We start from the raw sequence: 19,236 nt of genomic DNA, 5'->3' as shown, positions 1-19,236 counted from the left end.
GCCTCCGGTTCAGGCTGCTTCGTCCAATCCGAAGGCATCATGCAGGGCTTGTACGGCCAGTTCCATATATTTCCTGTCGATGAGCACGGAAATCTTGATCTCCGAGGTGGAGATCACCTTGATGTTGATATTCTCCGCTTTCAGCGCCTCGAACATGCGCGCCGCGACGCCGGCATGGGACCGCATGCCGATGCCGACCACGGAGACCTTGCAGACTTCGGTGTCCTGGACCAGCTCGCCGAAATTGATCTCGCCGCGCTCCTTGGCCTCCTGCATGGCGCGCTCGGCGCGCAGCACCTGGTCGACCGGGCAGGAGAAGGTCATGTCGGTGCGCCCGTCCGCCGAGACGTTCTGCACGATCATGTCGACATTGATCCCGCCATGGGCCAGCGGGCCGAAGATCGCGGCGGCGATGCCGGGACGGTCGGCGACCGACAACAGGGTCATTTTCGCTTCGTCGCGGGAATAGGCGACGCCGGAGACAACTTTGCTTTCCATGATTTCCTCCTCGTCGCAGACCAGCGTCCCGCTGGTCTCGTCGGTTTCCTCGAAAGACGACAGCACGCGCAGGCGCACCTTGTAGCGCATGGCCAGCTCGACCGAGCGGGTCTGCAGGACCTTGGCGCCGAGGCTGGCGAGCTCCAGCATCTCCTCGAAGGCGATCTTCTCGAGCTTGCGCGCCTTCTTGGTGATGCGCGGGTCGGTGGTGTAGATGCCGTCCACGTCCGTGTAGATGTCGCAGCGCTCGGCCTCGAAGGCGGCGGCGAAGGCGACGGCGGTGGTGTCCGAGCCGCCGCGGCCCAGCGTGGTGATCCGGCCCTCTTCCGAGATGCCCTGGAAGCCCGCGACGACGGCGACCTTCATGCCCTCGGCGAATTTCTGGTCGATATTCTCGCGCGGGATCTCGACGATCCGGGCCGAGGAATGCGCCGAGCTGGTCTTCAGCGGCACCTGCCAGCCCTGCCAGCTGCGCGCCGGGATGTCCATTTCCTGCAGCGTCAGCGACATGAGCCCGGCCGTGACATTCTCGCCCGAGGAGACGACGGCGTCGTATTCGCGCGCGTCGAACAGCGGCGAGGTCTTCGAGACCCAGCCCACCAGCTCGTTGGTCTTGCCCGACATGGCCGACACGATGACGATGACATCATAGCCGCGTTCCACTTCGCGGCGGACCTTTTCCGCGGCATTGCGGATGCGGTCGAGGTCGGCAACAGAGGTGCCGCCGAATTTCATCACGAGGATGGGCATGGCGTATCCTTCCCGGCGGCCCGGACGGATCCGGGCGGCGTAACACGGCGGCGGTCTTACGGTGCCGATCCGCCTTGCGCAAGAGCGCGTTCGCGCTGCGCCGCGGCGGATGGTCCCCGTGCCGCAGGGGGCGCGGCGAGGAGGCCGGGAAGGAAGGGAAACCGCGCCAGCGCCGCGGCCAGCGCGGGCCCGTCAAGCGGGGTCCCGCCGAAGCGCGCGCGGCTGTCATTGCCGCCATGGACCGAGCGCAGGTAGAGCGGCGCGCCGGTCTCCACCAGCCGCGCGGGATGACGCTCGCCGATCCGCCTGTGCGCGGTGCCGTAGGGATGCACGTCCGCGCCCGGCCGCGCGAGAAGCGCCAGCCCGAGATTGGTATAGGGCACGCGGCGGGAATAGAGCGCCGGGACCCGCCCGGGCGCGAGATCGAGCGTCAAGCCCTCGGGGAAGGAGAGGAAGAGATGCCCCTCGGGCGCGAGCGCCTCGGCCTCGGCGCGGGCCCGGTCGCGCAGGAGCCCGGTGAAGCCCGCCGCCAGCGCGTCGTCATCGTCGAGCACCACCTGGCAGAGCGCCGCGCCGGGCGGGAAGCTGCGCCGCACGTGGCGGCGGAAGGGACGCAGGGCGCGGCCGGGCCTGGCGAAGAGGACCCGGGCGCGCGCGTCCCCCAGCGTGTCGAGGCAGAGCGCGCGCAGCCGCGCCTTCCAGCGCCGGGGCATCGCCGCGCCGCCGAGGACGACATGGCAGAAATCGCCGTCCTCCTGGGCCAGCAGCCCGGGCAGGGTGATCCGTTCGAAAAGGGCGAAGCGCTGCGCCAGCCGGGCATCGTCATAGAGCGCGGCGGCATCCCCGGCCTCCGGACCGCGCCAGCCGGAGAAGCCGAGATAGGAAAACCGCGTCTGGTAGACGATCTCCATCCTGCGCCTCCGCATTCCTGTCGGGCAGAGGCTTGCCCGGCAGAGATGAAGAAACCGCGAAGGCGGGGCCGTCAGAAGGCGACCGGGCTGCCGTCATGCGCCAGCACCGCGCCGGTCGTCGCCAGCGTCAGCTCGTCGAAGCGCGCGGCCAGCCCCGCGGCGCTTTCCGCCGGGGTCAGGTCGGCGCCGTTTCCGCCCATCTCGGTCTGGACCCAGCCGGGATGGTAGGCGCCGACCGCGATGCCGATCGGCTCCAGGTCGGTGGCGAGGTTGCGCGCCAGATTGGTCGCCGCCGCCTTCGAGGCGCGGTAGATATAGGAGTGCCCGGGCGCCCGCGCGCTCGAGCCCATGGCCGAGGTGATGACCGCCACCCGCGGCGCCTTGGCCATCTGCAGGTTCGGCAGCAGCGCCTGCACCGCGAGGAAGACGCCGGTGACATTGACCGCGAAGGTCTCCGCCCAGAGCGCGGCGGGGTATTCCGTCGCCAGCTTCATCCCCTTGTCGCGGTAGATGCCGGCATTGCAGACCAGCAGGTCGACCGGCACGCAGTCGAGTTTCTCCGCCAGGGCGGGGAAGCTGGCCGGATCGGTGACGTCGAGCGGCAGCCAGCCGGGCCCCTCGGGCAGCGTGCCGCGGGCTGTGCCAAGCACCTCGCGGCCCTGGGTCAGATAGTGCTCGCGCAGCGCGCGGCCGAGGCCGCGGGTCGCGCCGGTGATCAGGATTGCCATGGCAGCGCCTCCTCCGGAGATGCGGTCAAGATGCGGTCAATTGGTGCCCCGCCGGTCGCGGAAGGGCAGGGGCAGGACCGGGATGCCGTCCTGCAGCAGCGCGCGCGCCTCTTCGGCATTGGCCTCGCCATGGATCGCGCGCCCGGGCTTCTCGCCCTCGTGGATCGCGCGGGCCTCCTTGGCGAAGCTGCGCCCGACATAGTCGGAATGCGCCTCCACCTCGGCGCGCAGCTTCTCGATGGCGCTGCGCAGCTCGGGCGGCATCTCCGCCCCGGCCGTCACCGGCTGCTGGGCGGGCTTTTCCGGCGCGGGACGCGCCGCCTCGCGCTCGGCGGGGGCGACGCGCGGAGCCATCAGCGCCTTGGCGATCTCGGTGCTGCCGCAGACCGGGCATTCAAGCTGTCCGGCCGCCGCGAGGGAGTCGAAATCCCCGGCGGAGCGGAACCAGCTTTCGAAGCCATGCTCCTCGGAGCATTTGAGGGCGTAACGGATCATCTTGGCACCGGAGTGAACTGCTTACCCTTACTACCTAGACGATATTGGCGGAATATCAACGTCCGGGCACGCGGACGCGATCTGCCGGCGGCAGGCCCTCGGGGCTGAAACGGGCGAGGATCTGGCCGAGCTCGGGAGAGTCGACCAACTCGGCGGCGGTCTTCGGGCTGGCCCAGCGGCGCTTGCGCTGCCCGGCCTCGGGGAAGCGGCGGCGCAGCGCCGTGACCTCGACCGCATAGAGCGCGACCACGCAGGGCAGTCCGCCCTTGGAGCTGCCGTAGATGCCGAGGCAGAGCGGATGCGCCTTGCCCTCGACGCCGGCCTCCTCATAGGCCTCGATCCCGGCGGCGGCGGCCGGGGTGCGGCCCGGGATCGGCCAGCCCTTGGGGATGATCCAGCGGCCTTTCCCGCGCGAGGTGATCAGCAGGATCTGCACGCGGCCCTTGCTCTGGCGGTAGCAGATCGCACCGAATTGCGAGCGGACCTGGCGCTTCTTCGAGGGGGCGAGCGACAGGGGAGCCTGCCGGATGCGGAGGATCGACATGACGGGGCTGCCCCTGGGTGGAGTGAATCACTGCCTCTATCTAGATGTAGTATGTGCCTGCGGCTTCTCCTGTCCATCCGGTAGTTGTGCCGAGGGCAAACCTTGACCTCGGGGCGGCGCGGCCTACATATCCGCAGATCACAGGGAGGCGCGCCGTGATCCGTATTCTTGCCCCTATCATCCCGTTCCTGGCCGGCGCCTCGGCGGCCGCGGCCTTCAGCTTCGGCAATATCGACGGCGGCACGCTGGAGACGGAGGACTGGGCGGGCCGTCCGGTTCTCGTGGTCAACACCGCCTCGCGCTGCGGCTTCACCCGCCAGTACGAGGGGCTGCAGGATCTCCAGGACCGCTATGGCGGCGAGGGGCTGGTCGTGCTGGCCGTGCCCTCGGACGACTTCCGCCAGGAGCTCGACAGCGCGGCGGAGGTCAAGGAGTTCTGCTCGCTGGTCTTCGGCCTGACCCTGCCGATGGCCGACATCACCCCCGTCACCGGCGAGGCGGCGCATCCCTTCTACCGCTGGGTGCGCGACGAGACCGGCTTCGAGCCGTCCTGGAATTTCAACAAGGTCCTGATCGGCCGCGACGGCCGGGTCCTGGCGACCTGGGGCTCGGCGACCGAGCCGCTCTCGCCCGAGATCACCGGGCCGATCGAGGCGGAGCTTGCGGCGGACGGGTGAACGCGCGGCCCTTCTTCATCGGATCGGAAATCTACCGCCATTCCTCCTACGGGACCTGGCATCCGCTCAGGGTGCCCAGGGTCTCGACGCTGATGGACATGGTGCGCGCGCTCGGCTGGATCGATCCCGGCCAGTACCGGCTGAGCCCGCGGGCGACGCCTGCGGGGCTGGCGGCCTGGCATGCGCCGGACTACGTCGCCGCGCTGATGCGGGCCGAGGCCGAGCAGGCGGCCGATGACGCGACGCGGGCGCGCTACCATCTGGGCACCTCGAACAATCCGGTCTTCCCCGAGATGTTCCGCCGTCCCGCCACCGGCTGCGGCGCGGCGATGCTGGCGGCGTCGCTCCTGAAGGACGGCGGGGTGGTGCATGCGCCGGGCTGCGGCACCCATCACGGCATGCCGGACCGCGCCAACGGCTTCTGCTTCCTCAACGACCTGGCCATCGCCATCCTGTCGATGCGTGCGCAGGGCCTCCGCCGGATCGCCTATGTCGATATCGACGCGCATCATCCCGACGGGGTGGAGCACGGCTTCGGCCGCGACCCGGACGTGCTGATGATCTCGGTCCACGAGGCCAACCGCTGGCCGCGCACCGGGCGGCTGGAGGATCGCGGCGCGGGCAATGTCTTCAACCTGCCGGTGCCCTCGGGGCTGAATGACAGCGAATTCGCGCTGATCCGCGACGCGCTGGTGCTGCCGCTGGTCGAGGCCTTCCGCCCCGAGGCGGTGATCCTGCAATGCGGCGCCGATGCGGTGGAGGAGGATCCGCTGTCGCGGCTGCGGCTGTCGAACAATGCCCATGTCGCGATGCTCGCCGGGCTGCGCCCGCTGGCGCCGCGGCTGATGGTGACCGGCGGCGGCGGCTACAATCCCTGGTCGGTCGGACGGCTCTGGACCCGGCTCTGGGCCGAGCTCGACGGCCGCGAGCTGCCAGATCATCTGCCCGGGCCCGCCCGCGAGGTGCTGGCCGCGCTGCGCTGGTGGCGGTCAGGGCAGGAGCGTCCGCCCGCGCCCGGCTGGCTCGACACCCTGGCCGATCCGCCGCGCGAGGGGCCGCTGCGCCCCGAGATCCGCGCGATGGCGGCGCATCTGATGGCCGATCGCGGAAGGATGCGGGCCTGACATCCTGCCCGTGCTCCATGTCGGTTTTGCGACAGTCCCGCGGCTGCCCGGAAATGCGCCGCAGGCGGGGGCGGGACGCGATGCCGCAGTCCGGGGCCGGGATCGCGGCCTGCCGTAGCGGCAGGTGCCGCTCTGGCGCATTTGGCATGCGGGATGCTCCGGCATCCCCGGTGCGGGTGCCGTCAGGTCCCGTCCCGCGGAGCAGGGAATTCGGGCGCGTCGAAGCCGCGCAGCGCGTCGCGCCAGAGGTCCTCGAGATAGACGCGCAGCTGGGCAAGGCCTTCGGGGCGCAGCCGGTAGACCCGGCGGGCCCCGACCGGCACCACGTCGAGCAGCCCTGCGCAGCACAGCACCCGCAGGTGCTGCGACACGGCGGGGCGGCTGATCTGGAAGCCCTGGGCCAGCTGGCCCACCGATCTGGGGCCGTGGCGGAGCTTCTCGAGAATGGCACGCCTCGTGGGGTCGGCAAGGGCTTGCAAAGCGGCGGCGTAAGTCATAGCTTACCGTAAGTGACAACTTACGAAAGTGTCAACAACTACCACCGCAGGTGGCAGGACCGGTTTGCAGACTTGCCCTTGCAGCCCCCGCGGGAGACACCTAAGACTCACGGGACCGGCGCTCGTGCCACCAAGAGAAGCAGGCGATTGCGATGAAAGACCCTATCGACGTTTACATGAACACCCTCGTCCCCATGGTGGTGGAGCAGACCTCGCGCGGGGAACGGGCCTACGACATTTTCTCCCGCCTGCTGAAAGAGCGGATCATCTTCCTCTCCGGGCCGGTGCATGACGGGATGAGCTCGCTCATCGTCGCGCAGCTGCTGCATCTGGAGGCAGAGAACCCCTCCAAAGAGATCTCGATGTACATCAATTCGCCGGGAGGCGTGGTGACGTCGGGCCTGTCGATCTACGACACGATGCAGTACATCAAGCCGAAGGTCTCGACGCTGGTGGTCGGTCAGGCGGCCTCGATGGGGTCGCTGCTGCTGACCGCGGGCGAAGCGGGCATGCGCTTCTCGCTGCCGAATTCGCGCATCATGGTGCACCAGCCCTCGGGCGGCTTCCAGGGGCAGGCGACGGATATCTCCATCCACGCAAAGGAGATTCTGGAGCTGAAAGAGCGCCTGAACAACATCTACGTCAAGCATACGGGCCAGGACTACGCCACCGTCGAGGCGGCGCTGGAACGCGACAACTTCATGACCGCCGAAGCTGCCAAGGCCTGGGGCCTGGTCGACGAGATCGTCACCAGCCGTGCCGCGCCGGAAGCTGACAAGGCGTAAACCAACAATTTGCAGGAATTCGCGGATGGGCGATTTATCCGTTGTGCGTGAATTCCTGCTGTCCTAAGCTGACCGGAGGCCGGCCGAGGTCTCCGATGCGAGGGCTCCGGCCCGCCCGATAGGAGGTGACGACATGGCGAACAATTCTGGCGGGGACAGCAAGAACACGCTGTACTGCAGCTTCTGCGGCAAGAGCCAGCACGAGGTTCGCAAGCTGATCGCCGGCCCTACGGTGTTCATCTGCGACGAGTGCGTTGAGCTCTGCATGGACATCATCCGCGAGGAAACCAAATCGGCCGGGCTGAAATCCTCCGACGGCGTGCCGAGCCCGCGCGAGATCTGCGATGTCCTCGATGACTACGTGATCGGCCAGTTCCACGCCAAGCGCGTGCTCTCGGTGGCCGTGCACAACCACTACAAGCGGCTCAACCACGCGGCGAAATCCTCGGATATCGAGCTGGCGAAATCCAACATCCTGCTGATCGGCCCGACGGGCTGCGGCAAGACGCTGCTGGCCCAGACGCTGGCGCGGATCCTCGACGTGCCCTTCACCATGGCCGACGCGACCACGCTGACCGAGGCGGGCTATGTCGGCGAGGATGTCGAGAACATCATCCTCAAGCTCCTGCAGGCCAGCGAGTACAATGTCGAGCGCGCGCAGCGCGGCATCGTCTATATCGACGAGGTCGACAAGATCACCCGCAAGTCCGACAACCCCTCGATCACCCGCGACGTGTCGGGCGAGGGCGTGCAGCAGGCGCTGCTGAAGATCATGGAAGGCACCGTTGCCTCCGTGCCGCCGCAGGGCGGGCGGAAGCATCCGCAGCAGGAATTCCTGCAGGTGGACACGACCAACATCCTGTTCATCTGCGGCGGCGCCTTCGCGGGTCTCGACAAGATCATCGCGCAGCGCGGCAAGGGCTCCGGCATCGGCTTCGGCGCCGATGTGAAGGATGACAGCAACAAGGGCGTGGGCGAGACCTTCAAGTCGCTCGAGCCCGAGGACCTGCTGAAATTCGGCCTGATCCCGGAATTCGTCGGCCGCCTGCCGGTCATCGCGACGCTGACCGATCTGGACGAGGAAGCGCTGGTCACGATCCTGACCGAGCCGAAGAACGCCCTGGTCAAGCAGTACCAGCGCCTCTTCGATCTCGAGGACACCAAGCTGACCTTCACCGAGGACGCGCTGAAGGCGGTCGCCCGCCGCGCCATCGAGCGCAAGACCGGCGCCCGCGGCCTGCGCTCCATCATGGAGGACATCCTGCTCGACACCATGTTCGACCTTCCGGGGATGGACGATGTCGAGGAAGTGGTGGTCAACGAGGAATCCGTGACGGCCGAGGCTGCGCCGCTGCTGATCTACGCAGAGCGCAAGGACGAACCGGCCAGCGCAAGCTGACCGGGGCTGCCCCGCGACATCTTGGGAAAGCGGCGCCTCGGGCGCCGTTTTTCGTTTGCGCCTCCGCGGAGACCGGCTAAGGGCATCGCCGTTGCGGCAGCAGGCGGCACGGGGCCGCTTCGCCGTCCGTCCAGGAGGACCTTTCCTTGAAACGCATCTTCTCCGGTTCGCCCTACGAACCCCGGATCGCCTATGCCCGCGCCGTCGTCGCGAACGGCTTCGTCTTTGTCAGCGGCACCACCGGCATCGATCCCGACGGTCCGGCGGACCAGCCGGTCGAGGCGCAGTGCCGACTGGCGCTGTCGCGGATCAAGGCGGCGCTGGAAGAGGCGGGCAGCGGGATCGACCGCGTGGTGCGCGTCACCTACATCCTGCCCGATGGCGGCGAATTCGAGGCCTGCTGGCCGGTGCTGCAGGAGACGTTCGCCGAAACGCCCCCGGCCGCGACCATGATCGAGGCCAAGCTGATCGACCCGGCGATGAAGATCGAGATCGAGGTCACGGCGCTCGCAGGCTGACCCTGCAGCCGGCCGGGCAGGGCGCAAGGCCCTCCGGCCGGACCCGTCAGTCGAGGGGCGGCACGCGGGCGATGAAATGGCCCTTCACGCCTTGCGGCCATTGCCGGAACGGCACCTGGCCGCTCTCGCTGGCGGCATGGCCTCCGGCAAATTCGGCCAGGGCGGCGGCGTCTTCGGCGCTGCCCTCGAACCGGCCGAGCACATAGGTCAGCTTGCCGTGATCCGAGACCGCGGCGTTGCAGCCGTGTTCGCAGCCCATCAGGCAGGAGACCCCGCGCACCGCGAGCCGGTCGCCGCAGGCCGCCTTCATGGCAAGAAGAAACGCTTCCCCGCTGGGAGGAAGCGTCCGGTCGTCCCGCTCTTCTGCCGTGCGGCAGGTCGTGCAGACGGTGATCGTCGTCATGTCCGGGCTCAGGCCGCGCGGCAGAACAGCTCGTGCAGCAGGCCGATCACCCGCTTGGTGCGCTCATCGGCCAGCGAATAGTGGATCGCCTTGCCTTCGCGGCGGGTGCGGACCAGCTTGTCTGCGCGCAGCCGCGCAAGATGCTGGCTGACAGAGGACTGGCGTGCGCCCAGAAGGAGCTCCAGATCGGTGACGGTCTTCTCGCCTTCGATGAGGTAGCACAGGATCATGAGCCGCCCGGGATGCGACAGGGCCTTGAGATAGGCGCTCGCCATTTCGGCATTGTCTGCCATGTCCGCCTGGAGGATTTCCCCCGGCGGCAGGTCGAGCTCGATTTCAGGCGCGAAGTCGATTTGGGTCACTGTGTCGGTCATTGCACTCATCGCGTTTGCGGTACCATTGATACGGAATTGTGACACGGACATATAATCGAATGCGTTTGCGGGAAAGCGATTAGGTCGGGAAACCATTAGAATCAGACGCAAGATTTAGTGAGCTGTCCAATTTCATAGCAGCCCCATGGCCTGCGCGAGGAGCTGGGGATCGCAATTACCTCCGCTTGCCGTGACGATCACCGCGTCGCCCTCGAGCTCGCCGCCATGGAAGAGCGCTGCCGCCAGCGCCGCCGCTCCGCCGGGCTCCACCACCAGCTTCAGCCTGAGCGCCGCCAGCGCCACCGCCTGCATCGCCTCGTCATCGGTGACGACCAGGCCCGGCCCGCAATGCGCCTGGATCAGCGGGAAGGTGATCTTGCCGGGCGAGGGCGTCAGGATCGCGTCGCAGAGGCTGCCCGAGAGCCGGTCATTCGCCTCGCGCTGGCCCGAAAGCTGCGAGCGGCGGGTGTCGTCGAAGCCCGCGGGCTCCACCGGGCGGACGCGGTAGCCGGGCGCGGCCTGCGACAGCGCGACCGCGATCCCCGAGGTCAGCCCGCCGCCGCCGCAGCAGACCAGAACCTCGGCCCGGTCGATCCCCATCGCCTGCGCCTGCTCTGCGATCTCCAGCCCGCAGGTGCCCTGGCCCGCGATCACCTGCGGATCGTCATAGGGGCGCACCAGCGTCATGCCGCGCTCGGCCTCGAGCTCCAGCATCAGCGCGTCGCGGTCCTGGGTGGCGCGGTCATAGGTGACGACCTCGGCGCCGAGCGCGCGGGTGTTCTCCAGCTTGATCCGCGGCGCGTCGGCGGGCATCAGGATCACCGCCTTGACGCCCATCTCGCGCGCGGCCAGCGCCACGCCCTGGGCATGGTTGCCCGACGAGGCCGCGCAGATCCCGCGGGACCGCGTGTCCGGGTCGAGCGCGCTGATCGCCGAGCGCGCGCCGCGGTACTTGAAGGAACCGGTATGCTGCAGGCATTCGGCCTTCACCAGCAGGCGGCGTCCGGCGATCTCGTCGAGGAAGGGCGAGGAGAGGAGCGGCGTGACGCGGGCGTGTCCGGCAAGCCGGGCGCGGGCGGCGGCGATCAGGTCGGGGGTCATGGCAGCCTTTCTAGGAACTCGGAAATCACGGCCTGCGCCTCCGGTTCGTCGAGGAAGGGGACATGGCCGCGATCGGGCACCTCGCCAAAGATGATGTCCGGGCGGCGGCGCCGCATCTCCCCGGCTGTGGCGGCCGACAGGATGTTCGAGTTCTCACCACGGATCAGCGCCAGCGGCAAGCCCTGCATCGACTTGAAGAGCAGCCAGACATCCTGGATCGCGTCGGTTGCGGACTGCTCCATGATCGAGCGCCGCAAGAGCGCGTCATAGCGCAGGTCGAGCCCGTCGGGGCTGTCGCAGTAGATCCGCTTGGCATGCAGAAGCCAGCGCTCGGTCGGGACGCCGGGGAAGGTGCGGCCAAAATTCTGCCCGAAGCGCTCGGCCGCCTCCTCGTAGCTGCAGAGCCCGGGACGGTTGCCCAGGTACTGGCCGATATAGGCCAGCCCCTCCGCCTGGATCTCGGGGCCGATGTCGTTGAGGCAGACGCCGGAAATGCGCGACTTGTGCCCGCCCGCCAGCGCCATGGCGATCAGCCCCCCGCGCGAGGTCCCCAGCACCGCGGCCTTCGCGATGTGCAGGTGGTCGAGCAGGTCGATCGCGTCATGGCTCTCGCGGATCAGGTTGTAGTTCAGGTAGTCCGGATCCCAGTCCGACTGGCCACGGCCGCGGGTGTCGAGCCGCACGATCCGCGCCCGATCCGAGAAATCCCGGGCGACGAAGTCGAAATCCGCCAGGTTGCGGGTCAGCCCGGCCAGGCACAGCAGCACCGGCGCGTCCTTCGGCCCGTCGTCGCGGAAGGCCAGGCGCAGCCCGTCGCGATTGGTGAAATACTCGGTATGGCCGATCTGCGCCGGGCTGTCGCGCAGGTTGTGGCGCATCAGCCGCGCGGTCTCGCAGACCTTCGACAGGTCGGGCTGGGTCAGGTCGGGCCGCCCCTTCAGCCGGTCGACCGGCAGCCCGTCGCGGTTGACCCAGAGCGTGCGGAATCCGTGGCTCGAGGCGGCGGCGATGTCCCAGCCATTGGCCGACACGAACAGCACTTCGCCGCGCGGCCGCCCGAAGCGGTCGCTGACCAGGTCGTAGACCCGCGGATCGGGCTTGAAGACCCCGGCCTCCTCCACCGAGATCAGCGCGTCGATCTGCCCGTCGAGCCCGGAGGAGCGGACCGCATCGGCCAGCATTTCCTGGGTGCCGTTCGACAGGATGCCGATCGTCATGCCGGCCTCGCGCAGGTCGCGCAGCACGCCGGGCACTTCGGGATAGGGCGGCAGGCGGCGGTAGAGGTTCAGAAGCGCGTCGCGCAGCTCCTCCGCCTTGGCATCGGCAGGGTCGAACCCGTGCCGCTCCAGCGTCCAGTCGAGCGCCTGCCGCGTGATCTCCCAGAAATCGGCATGTTCGCCGGTGATGCTGCGCAGCCAGGAATATTCCAGCTGCTTGCGTCTCCAATCCGCCGCCAGCGCCTCGGAACAGGCGCCGAGCTTTTCGGATCCTGCTCCGGCCGCGGCCTTGCGGGCAGCCTGCGCCACGTCGAAAAGCGTGCCGTAAGCGTCGAAAACTACGGTTGTAATCGTCATCCCCACCTCCCTCGGACGGAGAGTTGCATGTCCCTCGAATGACAAAAAGCGCTATCTGCGGGCATTGTCCTTGCGGCCCGTCAAGTATGGCACCGAAGTCTCGCAAACGTGACCGTTTATACCGTCGCGCCCCGGTTTCCGTCGCGTTGACCGGAGCCGGGCGGTGGCGCGTGCGCAAGAAAGGGCTGTCCGGGCAGGGAGATAGGGCGCGCGCGAAGCAGGCGGGAAGGCGCAGCGCCTCAGGACCCGGAGCCGGCCCGGCCGTCTGCAGCGGCAGGGTGGTCGTGACAGGGCTGTCATGGATCGTGACGGTCATGCTGGCGCAAGCGGCTGCCGCCGGGACCGGATCGGTCAGGCCGTCGGCATTGCCGTTTCCGGCAGAGGTGATGCCGTTGCGGGTGTCGCACTTGCCGTTGAAGGCGTCGTCGCCGGATTCCGCATTGGCGGTGCCGAAATAGCAGGTGCTCCCGCGAGGCACGAGGACTGGCAGGACCGCGCGACAAGGTCCCGGAGGCCGGTACCCGTGACGACGGCGGCAAGCCCGCTCGGCTAGATCAGCGTGCCAGTCTCGAAGACGATGAAATTGACATCGTCATTCGCCAGCAGGTCGATGGCCTGGGAGAATTGCTGCACCAGGATGCCGGTCTCGACGGTGAGGCCGGCCAGCGGCGTGCGTTTCGGCAGGCGCGCCGTGAAGGACGCGGTCTTGCCGGATCCATCGAAGAGCGTCGTTGCGCTGGCTGCGGCGCCCTGGGCGCAGAGCAGCGCAAGGCCCCGGAGCATTTCTGAACAGAGATATTCCATTCTGCCGCTTTGTCTTCAAATTATAGATACATCGGATGAATGGTCTGGCGAATGGCGGGGCCGGGTTTCCGGGTTTCCGGCAAGATCGGGACATCGCCCCGCGAAAAGCGGCGCGGCCCTGTGCGTGCGAGCCGGGCCGTGCTAGGCAGAAGGCCGCATCCGCGTCCCGGCCAGAGGAGGACCTTGCCATGACCGACCGCCGCAGCTTCCTGATCTCGGGCCTTGCGCTTCTTGCCGCCCGTCCCGGCCATGCCGCAGCGCCCGCGATCCATGTGGTGAAGGATCCCGGCTGCGGTTGCTGCTCGGCCTGGATCGCCGTGCTCGAGGCCGAGGGCTTCGCCGTCACCGCCGAGAACCGCCCGGCCGCCGCACTGGCAGAGCACAAGGCGCAGTCCGGCGTGCCGGAGGCGATGGCCTCCTGCCATACCGCCCATGCAGGGGGCTATTTCCTCGAGGGCCATGTGCCGCCGAGGGAGATCCGGCGGATGCTGGCCGAGGCGCCCGCGGCGCGCGGCCTTGCCGTGCCGGGCATGCCCTGGGGCTCGCCCGGGATGGGCCCAGAGGCAGAGCGCGACGCCTACCAGGTCTTCCTGATCGGTCCCGAGGGCGGCGCCACGGTCTTCGCCGCCTACGACGCGGCCTAGGCGCGCGGGCTCAGGCGAGCCCCGCGCTGCCCGCCTTTGGCGCCCGTGCCGCGAGGTCGTCGCGGAAGAAGACGCAGATCAGCGCGGTCGCGACCAGTATCTGCGCCGTGAACTGGAAGACCGACAGGAAGCCGGGGCCGATCGACATCAGCGCGATCAGCGCGGTGCCGCGCGCCACCGCGAGAAGCGCCATGTAGAGCAGGCAGACCGCCACCGCTCCGGCATCGACCATTGCGGCAAAGGCCCGGAAGTAGAGATACATCGCATAGGTCGGCACGATATAGGTCAGATAGGCCGGGATCAGGATGAGCGCGCCGTAATCCTGCGACAGCAGCTGGTCCTCCGGCCCGGGCGGGGTGGCGAACTGCATCAGGAACTGCTGCAGCACCGGCAGCAGGTCGTCGAAGGCGAAGAGGAAGAGCGCCGCGATCATGGCGCCGAGCACATGCAGCCCGTATCTGCGCAGGCGGTCCTCGAAGGGCGCGGCCAGCGCGGCCGAGAGCAGGACCACCACGGAAAAGAGCAGGGCCTTGGCGTAGAGCGCCAGCTGCGGCAGGAGCGAGAAGGCCCAGGCGCCCGTGACGAGCCCCTGCATCACCGGCACGCGCAGGAGCTCTTCGTAGAAGGCCGCGCTGCAGAAGAAGAGGACGGCCAGCTTGGTCCAGCGGCTGCGATCCTTCAAGCTTGCGACGAGAATGGCAGAGATGGCGTAGAAGGCGGCATGGCGCGCCAGCGCCAGCAGCGCGGCCTCCATCCGGGTGAAGCCGAGGCTGCCCGAGGGATAGGGGACGTCGAAGACCTGCTGGGCAATGACATGGACGCTGAGCCCGGCAAAGCCGGAAATAGCGACAAGGAAAATGGTCCGGGGCGAAAGAATTTGCGACATTCTGTTCCGTTTCTTTAAATGCAAACGGTTATCATTGATTTCTTAAGTGCCTTTCCGGCGACCTGTCAATCGCGGCCGGGAAACGGGCGCCTGATCGGCGCCAAATCGCGGCCCGCAATTGCAGGGCTCGGCGGGCGGTTTGCCGGTCTCGGTCCGTGGGCCATTTCCCCGCGGCCGTCTGCCTTGCTGACAAAAGGGAAGTGGTGCATCGGCGGCCGTGGATCGCGTGCGCCGTGACCTCGGCGGCATGGAGCTGGCGGAGCGATGCGCATGACGGCACCAAGGCCGCCACCGCCCGGGGGCTGTCCAACGCCTGGCAGCGCTGTCGCGTCCATTTCCGGCGCAATGCGTGCGCCGATGCCGGGAAGAGCCGCCGCGGGCCTTCAGCGCCACGGCCGTCGCCCAAGCCGGTGCATGCCGCCGTCAGGACCCAGCAGCGCCTCGCCGATGGCCGGAGGTGTCCCGAGCTGCCGATGCGCGCCATGCCCATGGACAGGGCGGAGGAGGACGTGCTGGCCCGCATGAGCTTCCCGGCCGGGCACCGAGCCAGGCGTCACGACACGAACCCGATTGCGCGCCCGAATGGCGAGATCGGGCAGCGCGCCAATGTCTCCGGCGTCCGGGCATTCCTTCGGACCGGCGGCCGTCATGCCCTCCCTTCCCGACGAGGCCCCGATCCGGCGCCTCGTCGGCGTTATCCGATTGAACAGACCCGGGAACGGACTGCACAGCGCGCTTGCTGCATGACGCTGGAAACGCCTGCACCGTCTGCGACGATGTTACCGCCATGCTGCCTTCCGCACAGAGCGGCCAGCCAGCGCGAGGCCCGCCGCGCGCTGCGCCGCAAAGCGGGACAGGATCCGCCCATGGCCGTTTGTCAGCCTGGGACACGGATTCCGAGCCAAGACCGTGCGGATGTCGCGGCCGCGTCCCGCCGGGTTGCCCGGTCGGTCGTGACCCTGGGGCCGCCTGAGTTTGCAATGGACCGGAATGACCGGACCGGGCGCTGTCCTGCATCCCGGCCGAGACGGGCCCGGGCATGCGTCTGCCTGCGGGATTTCCGGACCGGCCAGACACGGCGTGCATCAACGGGTTTGCCACCGGTGTCTGTTCCCAGGTTGCGCATTCTCCCGTCCCGGCCATGGGTCCGCCGCCGGCTGCCTCACTGGGGAGCGTCTCGGCGGCCCCATGGACTCGCGGCATCTCGTCAGGCGGCTCCGGGTTGAGACAGGCCGATCCGATCGCCGTCCGTCAGCGCGTGCGCCTGTCCTGCACCCGGGCCAGCTCCTTGTCGTGGCGGCGTTTTTCGCGGAGAACCCGTTCCTCGCCGCGGTGGCAGGGGGCGGGTGTCGCGTCGCAAATGGCGGTGCTCGCGGTTGTCCCGGGCCGCGAGGCCCTGACCCCAGGCTCGCGCTTTTTCGAGGGGGGCCAAGCCGTGCGGCGGCCGACCGGGGCGGTGTTTGCAGATCCGGAACAGCGCCTCGGAGAAGGGATCGTCGTTCGATGACCGCGGCGGGCTGAAGGACGCGGTGATCCCGTGCCGCTCCAACGTTGCCCTCATGGTCGCGCCTTTCATGCGCTGGCCGTCAGGGCATTGCCCGGCAATGCCCGAGAGCGCACTCCCATTGTCAGACTGCAATGCCAGCGGGCTGGTCACGCAATTCTCGGTCCGGACCGCCCGCTCGCGCGGCGCCGCTGCATTCTCCGCAGCCTCGCACTCGCGGACCTTCCGGCCGGTGATCTTCCGGCTCCAGATGCCGGTGATCATGCAGAGACGGAGGAAATTTCCCGCGGCCGGTCCCAGCAGCGTAGTGGGCTCTGCTTGTCTGATCCTCGAATCCTCCCTCGGAGGATTTGCCGCTGGCGCGGACCGGATCGAACTCCCAGGTCCAGACGTGGCAGGCTCCCTCCACCTCGAAGATTGCGGGTGCCTTGGGGCGGACCGGCGCCCGGCCGCGGCGGTGGTCCTGGCCGTGGTCGGGCAACACCCTTTACGGCGGATTCCGAGGGGATTTAGCAGGATGCTGAAAAAAGTCCGTTTGGCCGAGGAGCTGGGGGCAAGACTGGAACAATCGTCCTGAAAGCGGCTGGACTTGCCCATTACTGAAGAAATCACCTGAACGGCTCCGGAACGAATTCCTCCACGGCGAGGCCCTGGATTTCCTTTTTAGCAGCCTGTTAGATGCCCCCGTCGTCCAGCCTGGGAACGATCCGGCTTGGCACGAGGCCGACGAATTCCGGCAGGGCGCAGGTGGCGACGATACGGGCGCGCTCTGCGTCGCCTAGCTTGCCGGCGGCGCTGGTCCAGCCGGATGCAACCCTCCGGGTCGCGCCATCGGCCCAACGCGCGCGGATGCAGCCCGAGCTTCGCACGGGCGGCCGCGCGGCCAGCGCCTCGCCGACGGCCCGGTACTCTTGCGGCGATCGGGACCAGAGGTCTTTCGTTCTCTCGGTCTGCTAAGCCTCAGATCATCGCCGCCTTTTTCTCGGGAGCAAGAGCGTGGCTGCTTCCGCCCGAGCGGCTGGATGCGCGTCCGGTGGTCTTTCGCCTGTTTCGCGATCCGCGCCGAGGCCGTCCGGTCCCGGTCATTCGCCTGCTCGCAGGCCTCCCGCCAGATCGAGATCTGCTCGGGAAAGATCCTGCAGCGGCGGCAGAAATCGCCGAGCTCGGCCGCGTTCAGCGCCGCGGCTTCAATGACCGCCGCGAGCTTGTCCCGCGACGTCCAGCCTTCGGCACGCGGGTCGGCTTCGGGCAGCAGCTTGCCCTTCGCCAGCGCCCCAGTGCGCCACTTGGCAGGCGTTGCCCGCGAGATCCCTTCCTCAACCGACAGCCGGTTCCGGTCTGAAGCGTCGTGTCCGACGCGGCGGACTCCTCGCTTTCCTTGGAACCTTGCCAGCCTGCCTCGTTGGCATGGAGGCCGGTTCAAGTTCGCCACCGGGCGCGGGAGCTGATGGCTCTTGGCCATGAGGTTCGCCTGATCCCGCCCCGGTACGCAAAGCCGTATGTGAAGCGAAGCAAGACCGATGCCGCAGATGCGGAGGCAATCTGCGAGGCCGTCGCGCGTCCGAGTTCAAGCCGGTCAGCGCCTGCGGATGGAACGATCCGGGGGATCGTTCAAAGGCGCGGAACGCGCTTCGTCCCGGTCAAGTCGAAGGAAAGCCAGGGACTGTTGACCCTGCGCCGCGTGCGCGCGCTGCTCGTGAGGCAGCGGACGGGCAGCGTGAATTCGGCACGGGGGCTGCTCGGCGAGTTCGGAATCGTTGCCGCGCAAGGCATCTCGCGTGTCGCGACACTGCGCCGGGAGATGGAGGCTGCGAAGGGCGGCGTGCTGCCGCGCGAAGCCTTGACGGCCCTCGATCTCCTGTTCGAACATCTCGATGATCTGACGAAGAAGCTCGACGCTGTCGACCGCGACATCCTCGCCCGGCGCGAGGCAAGCGAGGCAAGCCAGCGTCTTGCCACCGCGCCCGGGGTCGGGCCGCTAACGGCGGCGGCGCTGATCGCGGCAGTCTGGGATGCATCGCAATTTGCCTCGGTCGGCCATTTCGCGGCGTCGGGCCGTAGGCGCGCCTCCGGCGTGACGCCCGGTCTCGCGCCCCGCATTTCCGCGAGCGGATGCCGGGAACATATCGGGCGGATCGGCAAGGGCGGGGACCGCTATCTGCGAACGCTGCCGATCCACGGCGCGAGGGCGATGGCCGGCGCCAGTTTCAGGCGCGGCGTGAAACCGCGGCCCTGGCTGCAGGCCCCGATCGGGAGGCGCCCGGTCAATGTCGCCTCGGTGGCCGTTGCGCACAAGACGGCGCGGGCGCTCTGGGCCAAGATCCGGCGTGAAGAGGCCTGCAGGCCTCCGGCAATATTCATGGCCGCCGCCTGACAGAGACCAGCGCCGCTCGCACGGCGGCGCCGACTTGCGAGGGAAACATGCGAGGGCAGCCGGGGTCCGGAAAATGCCCTTGGAATGATGCGAGCCTGCGTGAGCTCGTCCACTTGTCTGGCAGCCGAACCGCGGACACCATCGAGGCCAGCGGCGGCAATGTCGCACAAACGGGCCGGATGCACGACTGCAAGCACCGGCATCGTCATGATCGCATGAAAATCCTTGCAAGGACGAGTTGGTCCATGCACGTCATCCTGGTCCACCCGCCTCGTTGCCTGGTTTCAGATTGAAGGGCGGTGACAACACCCCTCACAGAGGGGGCTCCTTCCCGCTGGACGATCCGCGTGCCGTACAGTCGTCCCGGTGGTTCAACTTGCCATGTTCACGATCCGAGTCGGCGTCCGGACGGCGCCCGGCAAACGCTGCCCATGCGGGCAGCGCAGCGGAACGGCGAGCCGCGGCGGCGCAGGATATTCGTTCTTCCGGGCCGCATCTTTGCCGAACAGGCGTTCTTGCTTGCATCCGGATATCGGCGATTTGCGGATCAACAGCCGCTTCGGACCTTCGCAAAGATGACTATGTTTTGTGCTTTATGCCGAAACCCATTCACTTTAGCATTCGATCAGTTCCCGTGCCGGGAGGC

Annotated in this window: 20 protein-coding genes; 8 read left to right on the top strand and 12 right to left on the bottom strand. The window is 68.1% G+C overall.

The window, feature by feature from the left end:
* Positions 1 to 9: 9 nt before the first annotated feature.
* The 5 genes from FGX59_RS02185 to FGX59_RS02165 all read right to left on the bottom strand — a co-directional run bounded on the left by FGX59_RS02185 (position 10) and on the right by FGX59_RS02165 (position 3,926).
* Positions 10 to 1,248, bottom strand: a complete 1,239-nt coding sequence (locus tag FGX59_RS02185; protein ID WP_138464878.1) for an aspartate kinase — start codon at positions 1,246 to 1,248, stop codon at positions 10 to 12.
* 56 nt (positions 1,249 to 1,304) lie between these two features.
* Positions 1,305 to 2,159 (bottom strand): glycosyltransferase, encoded by an 855-nt coding sequence (locus FGX59_RS02180; protein WP_171060482.1) that lies wholly within the window; start codon positions 2,157 to 2,159, stop codon positions 1,305 to 1,307.
* A 71-nt stretch (positions 2,160 to 2,230) separates the two neighbouring features.
* Positions 2,231 to 2,887, bottom strand: coding sequence for an SDR family NAD(P)-dependent oxidoreductase (locus FGX59_RS02175; RefSeq protein WP_138464876.1), 657 nt, complete (start codon positions 2,885 to 2,887; stop codon positions 2,231 to 2,233).
* Between the two features lie 36 nt (positions 2,888 to 2,923).
* Positions 2,924 to 3,382: a DUF1178 family protein gene (locus FGX59_RS02170; protein ID WP_138464875.1), complete on the bottom strand. Its 459-nt coding sequence runs from the start codon at positions 3,380 to 3,382 to the stop codon at positions 2,924 to 2,926.
* A gap of 55 nt (positions 3,383 to 3,437) precedes the next feature.
* Positions 3,438 to 3,926 (bottom strand): NUDIX hydrolase, encoded by a 489-nt coding sequence (locus FGX59_RS02165; RefSeq protein ID WP_138464874.1) that lies wholly within the window; start codon positions 3,924 to 3,926, stop codon positions 3,438 to 3,440.
* 155 nt (positions 3,927 to 4,081) lie between these two features.
* Between FGX59_RS02165 and FGX59_RS02160 the strand changes: the two genes are divergently transcribed.
* Both FGX59_RS02160 and FGX59_RS02155 read left to right on the top strand, forming a co-directional pair.
* Positions 4,082 to 4,603 (top strand): glutathione peroxidase, encoded by a 522-nt coding sequence (locus FGX59_RS02160; protein WP_138464873.1) that lies wholly within the window; start codon positions 4,082 to 4,084, stop codon positions 4,601 to 4,603.
* Entirely contained in the window at positions 4,600 to 5,727 is a 1,128-nt protein-coding gene (locus tag FGX59_RS02155) for an acetoin utilization protein AcuC (protein ID WP_138464872.1), read from the top strand. Before FGX59_RS02160 ends, FGX59_RS02155 begins: the two co-directional genes overlap by 4 nt.
* 182 nt (positions 5,728 to 5,909) lie before the next feature.
* Here the strand turns inward: FGX59_RS02155 and FGX59_RS02150 are convergent, their stop codons facing one another.
* Positions 5,910 to 6,224, bottom strand: a complete 315-nt coding sequence (locus tag FGX59_RS02150) for a helix-turn-helix transcriptional regulator (protein ID WP_138464871.1) — start codon at positions 6,222 to 6,224, stop codon at positions 5,910 to 5,912.
* A gap of 152 nt (positions 6,225 to 6,376) precedes the next feature.
* Here FGX59_RS02150 and FGX59_RS02145 point away from each other — a divergent pair, with 152 nt between their 5' ends.
* The 3 genes from FGX59_RS02145 (at position 6,377) to FGX59_RS02135 (ending at position 8,926) form a co-directional block, all read left to right on the top strand.
* Positions 6,377 to 7,009 carry an ATP-dependent Clp protease proteolytic subunit gene (locus FGX59_RS02145; protein WP_138464870.1) on the top strand — a complete coding sequence of 211 codons (633 nt, stop codon included), beginning with the start codon at positions 6,377 to 6,379 and terminating at the stop codon, positions 7,007 to 7,009.
* 133 nt (positions 7,010 to 7,142) lie between these two features.
* Positions 7,143 to 8,408 (top strand): ATP-dependent Clp protease ATP-binding subunit ClpX, encoded by a 1,266-nt coding sequence (gene clpX / locus FGX59_RS02140; protein WP_138464869.1) that lies wholly within the window; start codon positions 7,143 to 7,145, stop codon positions 8,406 to 8,408.
* A gap of 146 nt (positions 8,409 to 8,554) precedes the next feature.
* Positions 8,555 to 8,926 (top strand): RidA family protein, encoded by a 372-nt coding sequence (locus FGX59_RS02135; protein ID WP_138464868.1) that lies wholly within the window; start codon positions 8,555 to 8,557, stop codon positions 8,924 to 8,926.
* 46 nt (positions 8,927 to 8,972) lie between these two features.
* On the opposite strand, the gene FGX59_RS02130 is transcribed toward FGX59_RS02135, so the two are convergent.
* The 5 genes from FGX59_RS02130 to FGX59_RS02105 form a co-directional block, all read right to left on the bottom strand.
* On the bottom strand, positions 8,973 to 9,329 hold the full coding sequence (locus FGX59_RS02130; RefSeq protein WP_138464867.1) for a DUF1636 domain-containing protein: 357 nt from the start codon (positions 9,327 to 9,329) through the stop codon (positions 8,973 to 8,975).
* An 8-nt stretch (positions 9,330 to 9,337) separates the two neighbouring features.
* Positions 9,338 to 9,703, bottom strand: coding sequence for a metalloregulator ArsR/SmtB family transcription factor (locus FGX59_RS02125; RefSeq protein ID WP_240722208.1), 366 nt, complete (start codon positions 9,701 to 9,703; stop codon positions 9,338 to 9,340).
* A gap of 132 nt (positions 9,704 to 9,835) precedes the next feature.
* The gene (locus tag FGX59_RS02120; RefSeq protein WP_138464866.1) at positions 9,836 to 10,804 is read right to left on the bottom strand and encodes a threonine/serine dehydratase; all 969 of its coding nucleotides are present in this window, start codon (positions 10,802 to 10,804) and stop codon (positions 9,836 to 9,838) included.
* On the bottom strand, positions 10,801 to 12,378 hold the full coding sequence (locus FGX59_RS39570; RefSeq protein WP_370295684.1) for a haloacid dehalogenase type II: 1,578 nt from the start codon (positions 12,376 to 12,378) through the stop codon (positions 10,801 to 10,803). Before FGX59_RS39570 ends, FGX59_RS02120 begins: the two co-directional genes overlap by 4 nt.
* A gap of 549 nt (positions 12,379 to 12,927) precedes the next feature.
* Positions 12,928 to 13,161: a hypothetical protein gene (locus FGX59_RS02105; RefSeq protein WP_138464865.1), complete on the bottom strand. Its 234-nt coding sequence runs from the start codon at positions 13,159 to 13,161 to the stop codon at positions 12,928 to 12,930.
* 209 nt (positions 13,162 to 13,370) lie between these two features.
* Between FGX59_RS02105 and FGX59_RS02100 the strand changes: the two genes are divergently transcribed.
* On the top strand, positions 13,371 to 13,826 hold the full coding sequence (locus tag FGX59_RS02100) for a DUF411 domain-containing protein (RefSeq protein ID WP_138464864.1): 456 nt from the start codon (positions 13,371 to 13,373) through the stop codon (positions 13,824 to 13,826).
* 10 nt (positions 13,827 to 13,836) lie between these two features.
* Here FGX59_RS02100 and FGX59_RS02095 read toward each other — a convergent pair whose 3' ends face one another.
* On the bottom strand, positions 13,837 to 14,712 hold the full coding sequence (locus tag FGX59_RS02095; RefSeq protein WP_138464863.1) for a hypothetical protein: 876 nt from the start codon (positions 14,710 to 14,712) through the stop codon (positions 13,837 to 13,839).
* A 155-nt stretch (positions 14,713 to 14,867) separates the two neighbouring features.
* Between FGX59_RS02095 and FGX59_RS39565 the strand changes: the two genes are divergently transcribed.
* Positions 14,868 to 15,938 (top strand): transposase, encoded by a 1,071-nt coding sequence (locus FGX59_RS39565; protein WP_171060481.1) that lies wholly within the window; start codon positions 14,868 to 14,870, stop codon positions 15,936 to 15,938.
* A 1,626-nt stretch (positions 15,939 to 17,564) separates the two neighbouring features.
* The gene (locus tag FGX59_RS02080) at positions 17,565 to 18,590 is read left to right on the top strand and encodes an IS110 family transposase (protein WP_255471526.1); all 1,026 of its coding nucleotides are present in this window, start codon (positions 17,565 to 17,567) and stop codon (positions 18,588 to 18,590) included.
* The last annotated feature ends 646 nt before the right edge of the window (positions 18,591 to 19,236 follow it).

The organism is Poseidonocella sp. HB161398 (genome assembly GCF_005870025.1).
Taxonomy (GTDB): Bacteria; Pseudomonadota; Alphaproteobacteria; order Rhodobacterales; family Rhodobacteraceae; genus Mangrovicoccus.
Note: the sequence above shows the minus strand (reverse complement) of the source record. Positions and strands in the feature narration are given on the sequence as shown.

Excerpts from the sequence above, each read along its gene's own strand:
- FGX59_RS02180 (WP_171060482.1), bottom strand. The coding sequence starts at position 2,159 with ATGGAGATCGTCTACCAGACGCGGTTTTCCTATCTCGGCTTCTCCGGC.
- FGX59_RS02150 (WP_138464871.1), bottom strand. The coding sequence starts at position 6,224 with ATGACTTACGCCGCCGCTTTGCAAGCCCTTGCCGACCCCACGAGGCGT.
- FGX59_RS02105 (WP_138464865.1), bottom strand. The coding sequence starts at position 13,161 with ATGCTCCGGGGCCTTGCGCTGCTCTGCGCCCAGGGCGCCGCAGCCAGC.
- FGX59_RS02095 (WP_138464863.1), bottom strand. The coding sequence starts at position 14,712 with ATGTCGCAAATTCTTTCGCCCCGGACCATTTTCCTTGTCGCTATTTCC.
- FGX59_RS02130 (WP_138464867.1), bottom strand. The coding sequence starts at position 9,329 with ATGACGACGATCACCGTCTGCACGACCTGCCGCACGGCAGAAGAGCGG.
- FGX59_RS02170 (WP_138464875.1), bottom strand. The coding sequence starts at position 3,382 with ATGATCCGTTACGCCCTCAAATGCTCCGAGGAGCATGGCTTCGAAAGC.
- FGX59_RS02185 (WP_138464878.1), bottom strand. The coding sequence starts at position 1,248 with ATGCCCATCCTCGTGATGAAATTCGGCGGCACCTCTGTTGCCGACCTC.
- FGX59_RS02125 (WP_240722208.1), bottom strand. The coding sequence starts at position 9,703 with ATGACCGACACAGTGACCCAAATCGACTTCGCGCCTGAAATCGAGCTC.
- FGX59_RS02165 (WP_138464874.1), bottom strand. The coding sequence starts at position 3,926 with ATGTCGATCCTCCGCATCCGGCAGGCTCCCCTGTCGCTCGCCCCCTCG.
- clpX (WP_138464869.1), top strand. The coding sequence starts at position 7,143 with ATGGCGAACAATTCTGGCGGGGACAGCAAGAACACGCTGTACTGCAGC.
- FGX59_RS02100 (WP_138464864.1), top strand. The coding sequence starts at position 13,371 with ATGACCGACCGCCGCAGCTTCCTGATCTCGGGCCTTGCGCTTCTTGCC.
- FGX59_RS02175 (WP_138464876.1), bottom strand. The coding sequence starts at position 2,887 with ATGGCAATCCTGATCACCGGCGCGACCCGCGGCCTCGGCCGCGCGCTG.
- FGX59_RS02120 (WP_138464866.1), bottom strand. The coding sequence starts at position 10,804 with ATGACCCCCGACCTGATCGCCGCCGCCCGCGCCCGGCTTGCCGGACAC.
- FGX59_RS02145 (WP_138464870.1), top strand. The coding sequence starts at position 6,377 with ATGAAAGACCCTATCGACGTTTACATGAACACCCTCGTCCCCATGGTG.
- FGX59_RS39570 (WP_370295684.1), bottom strand. The coding sequence starts at position 12,378 with ATGACGATTACAACCGTAGTTTTCGACGCTTACGGCACGCTTTTCGAC.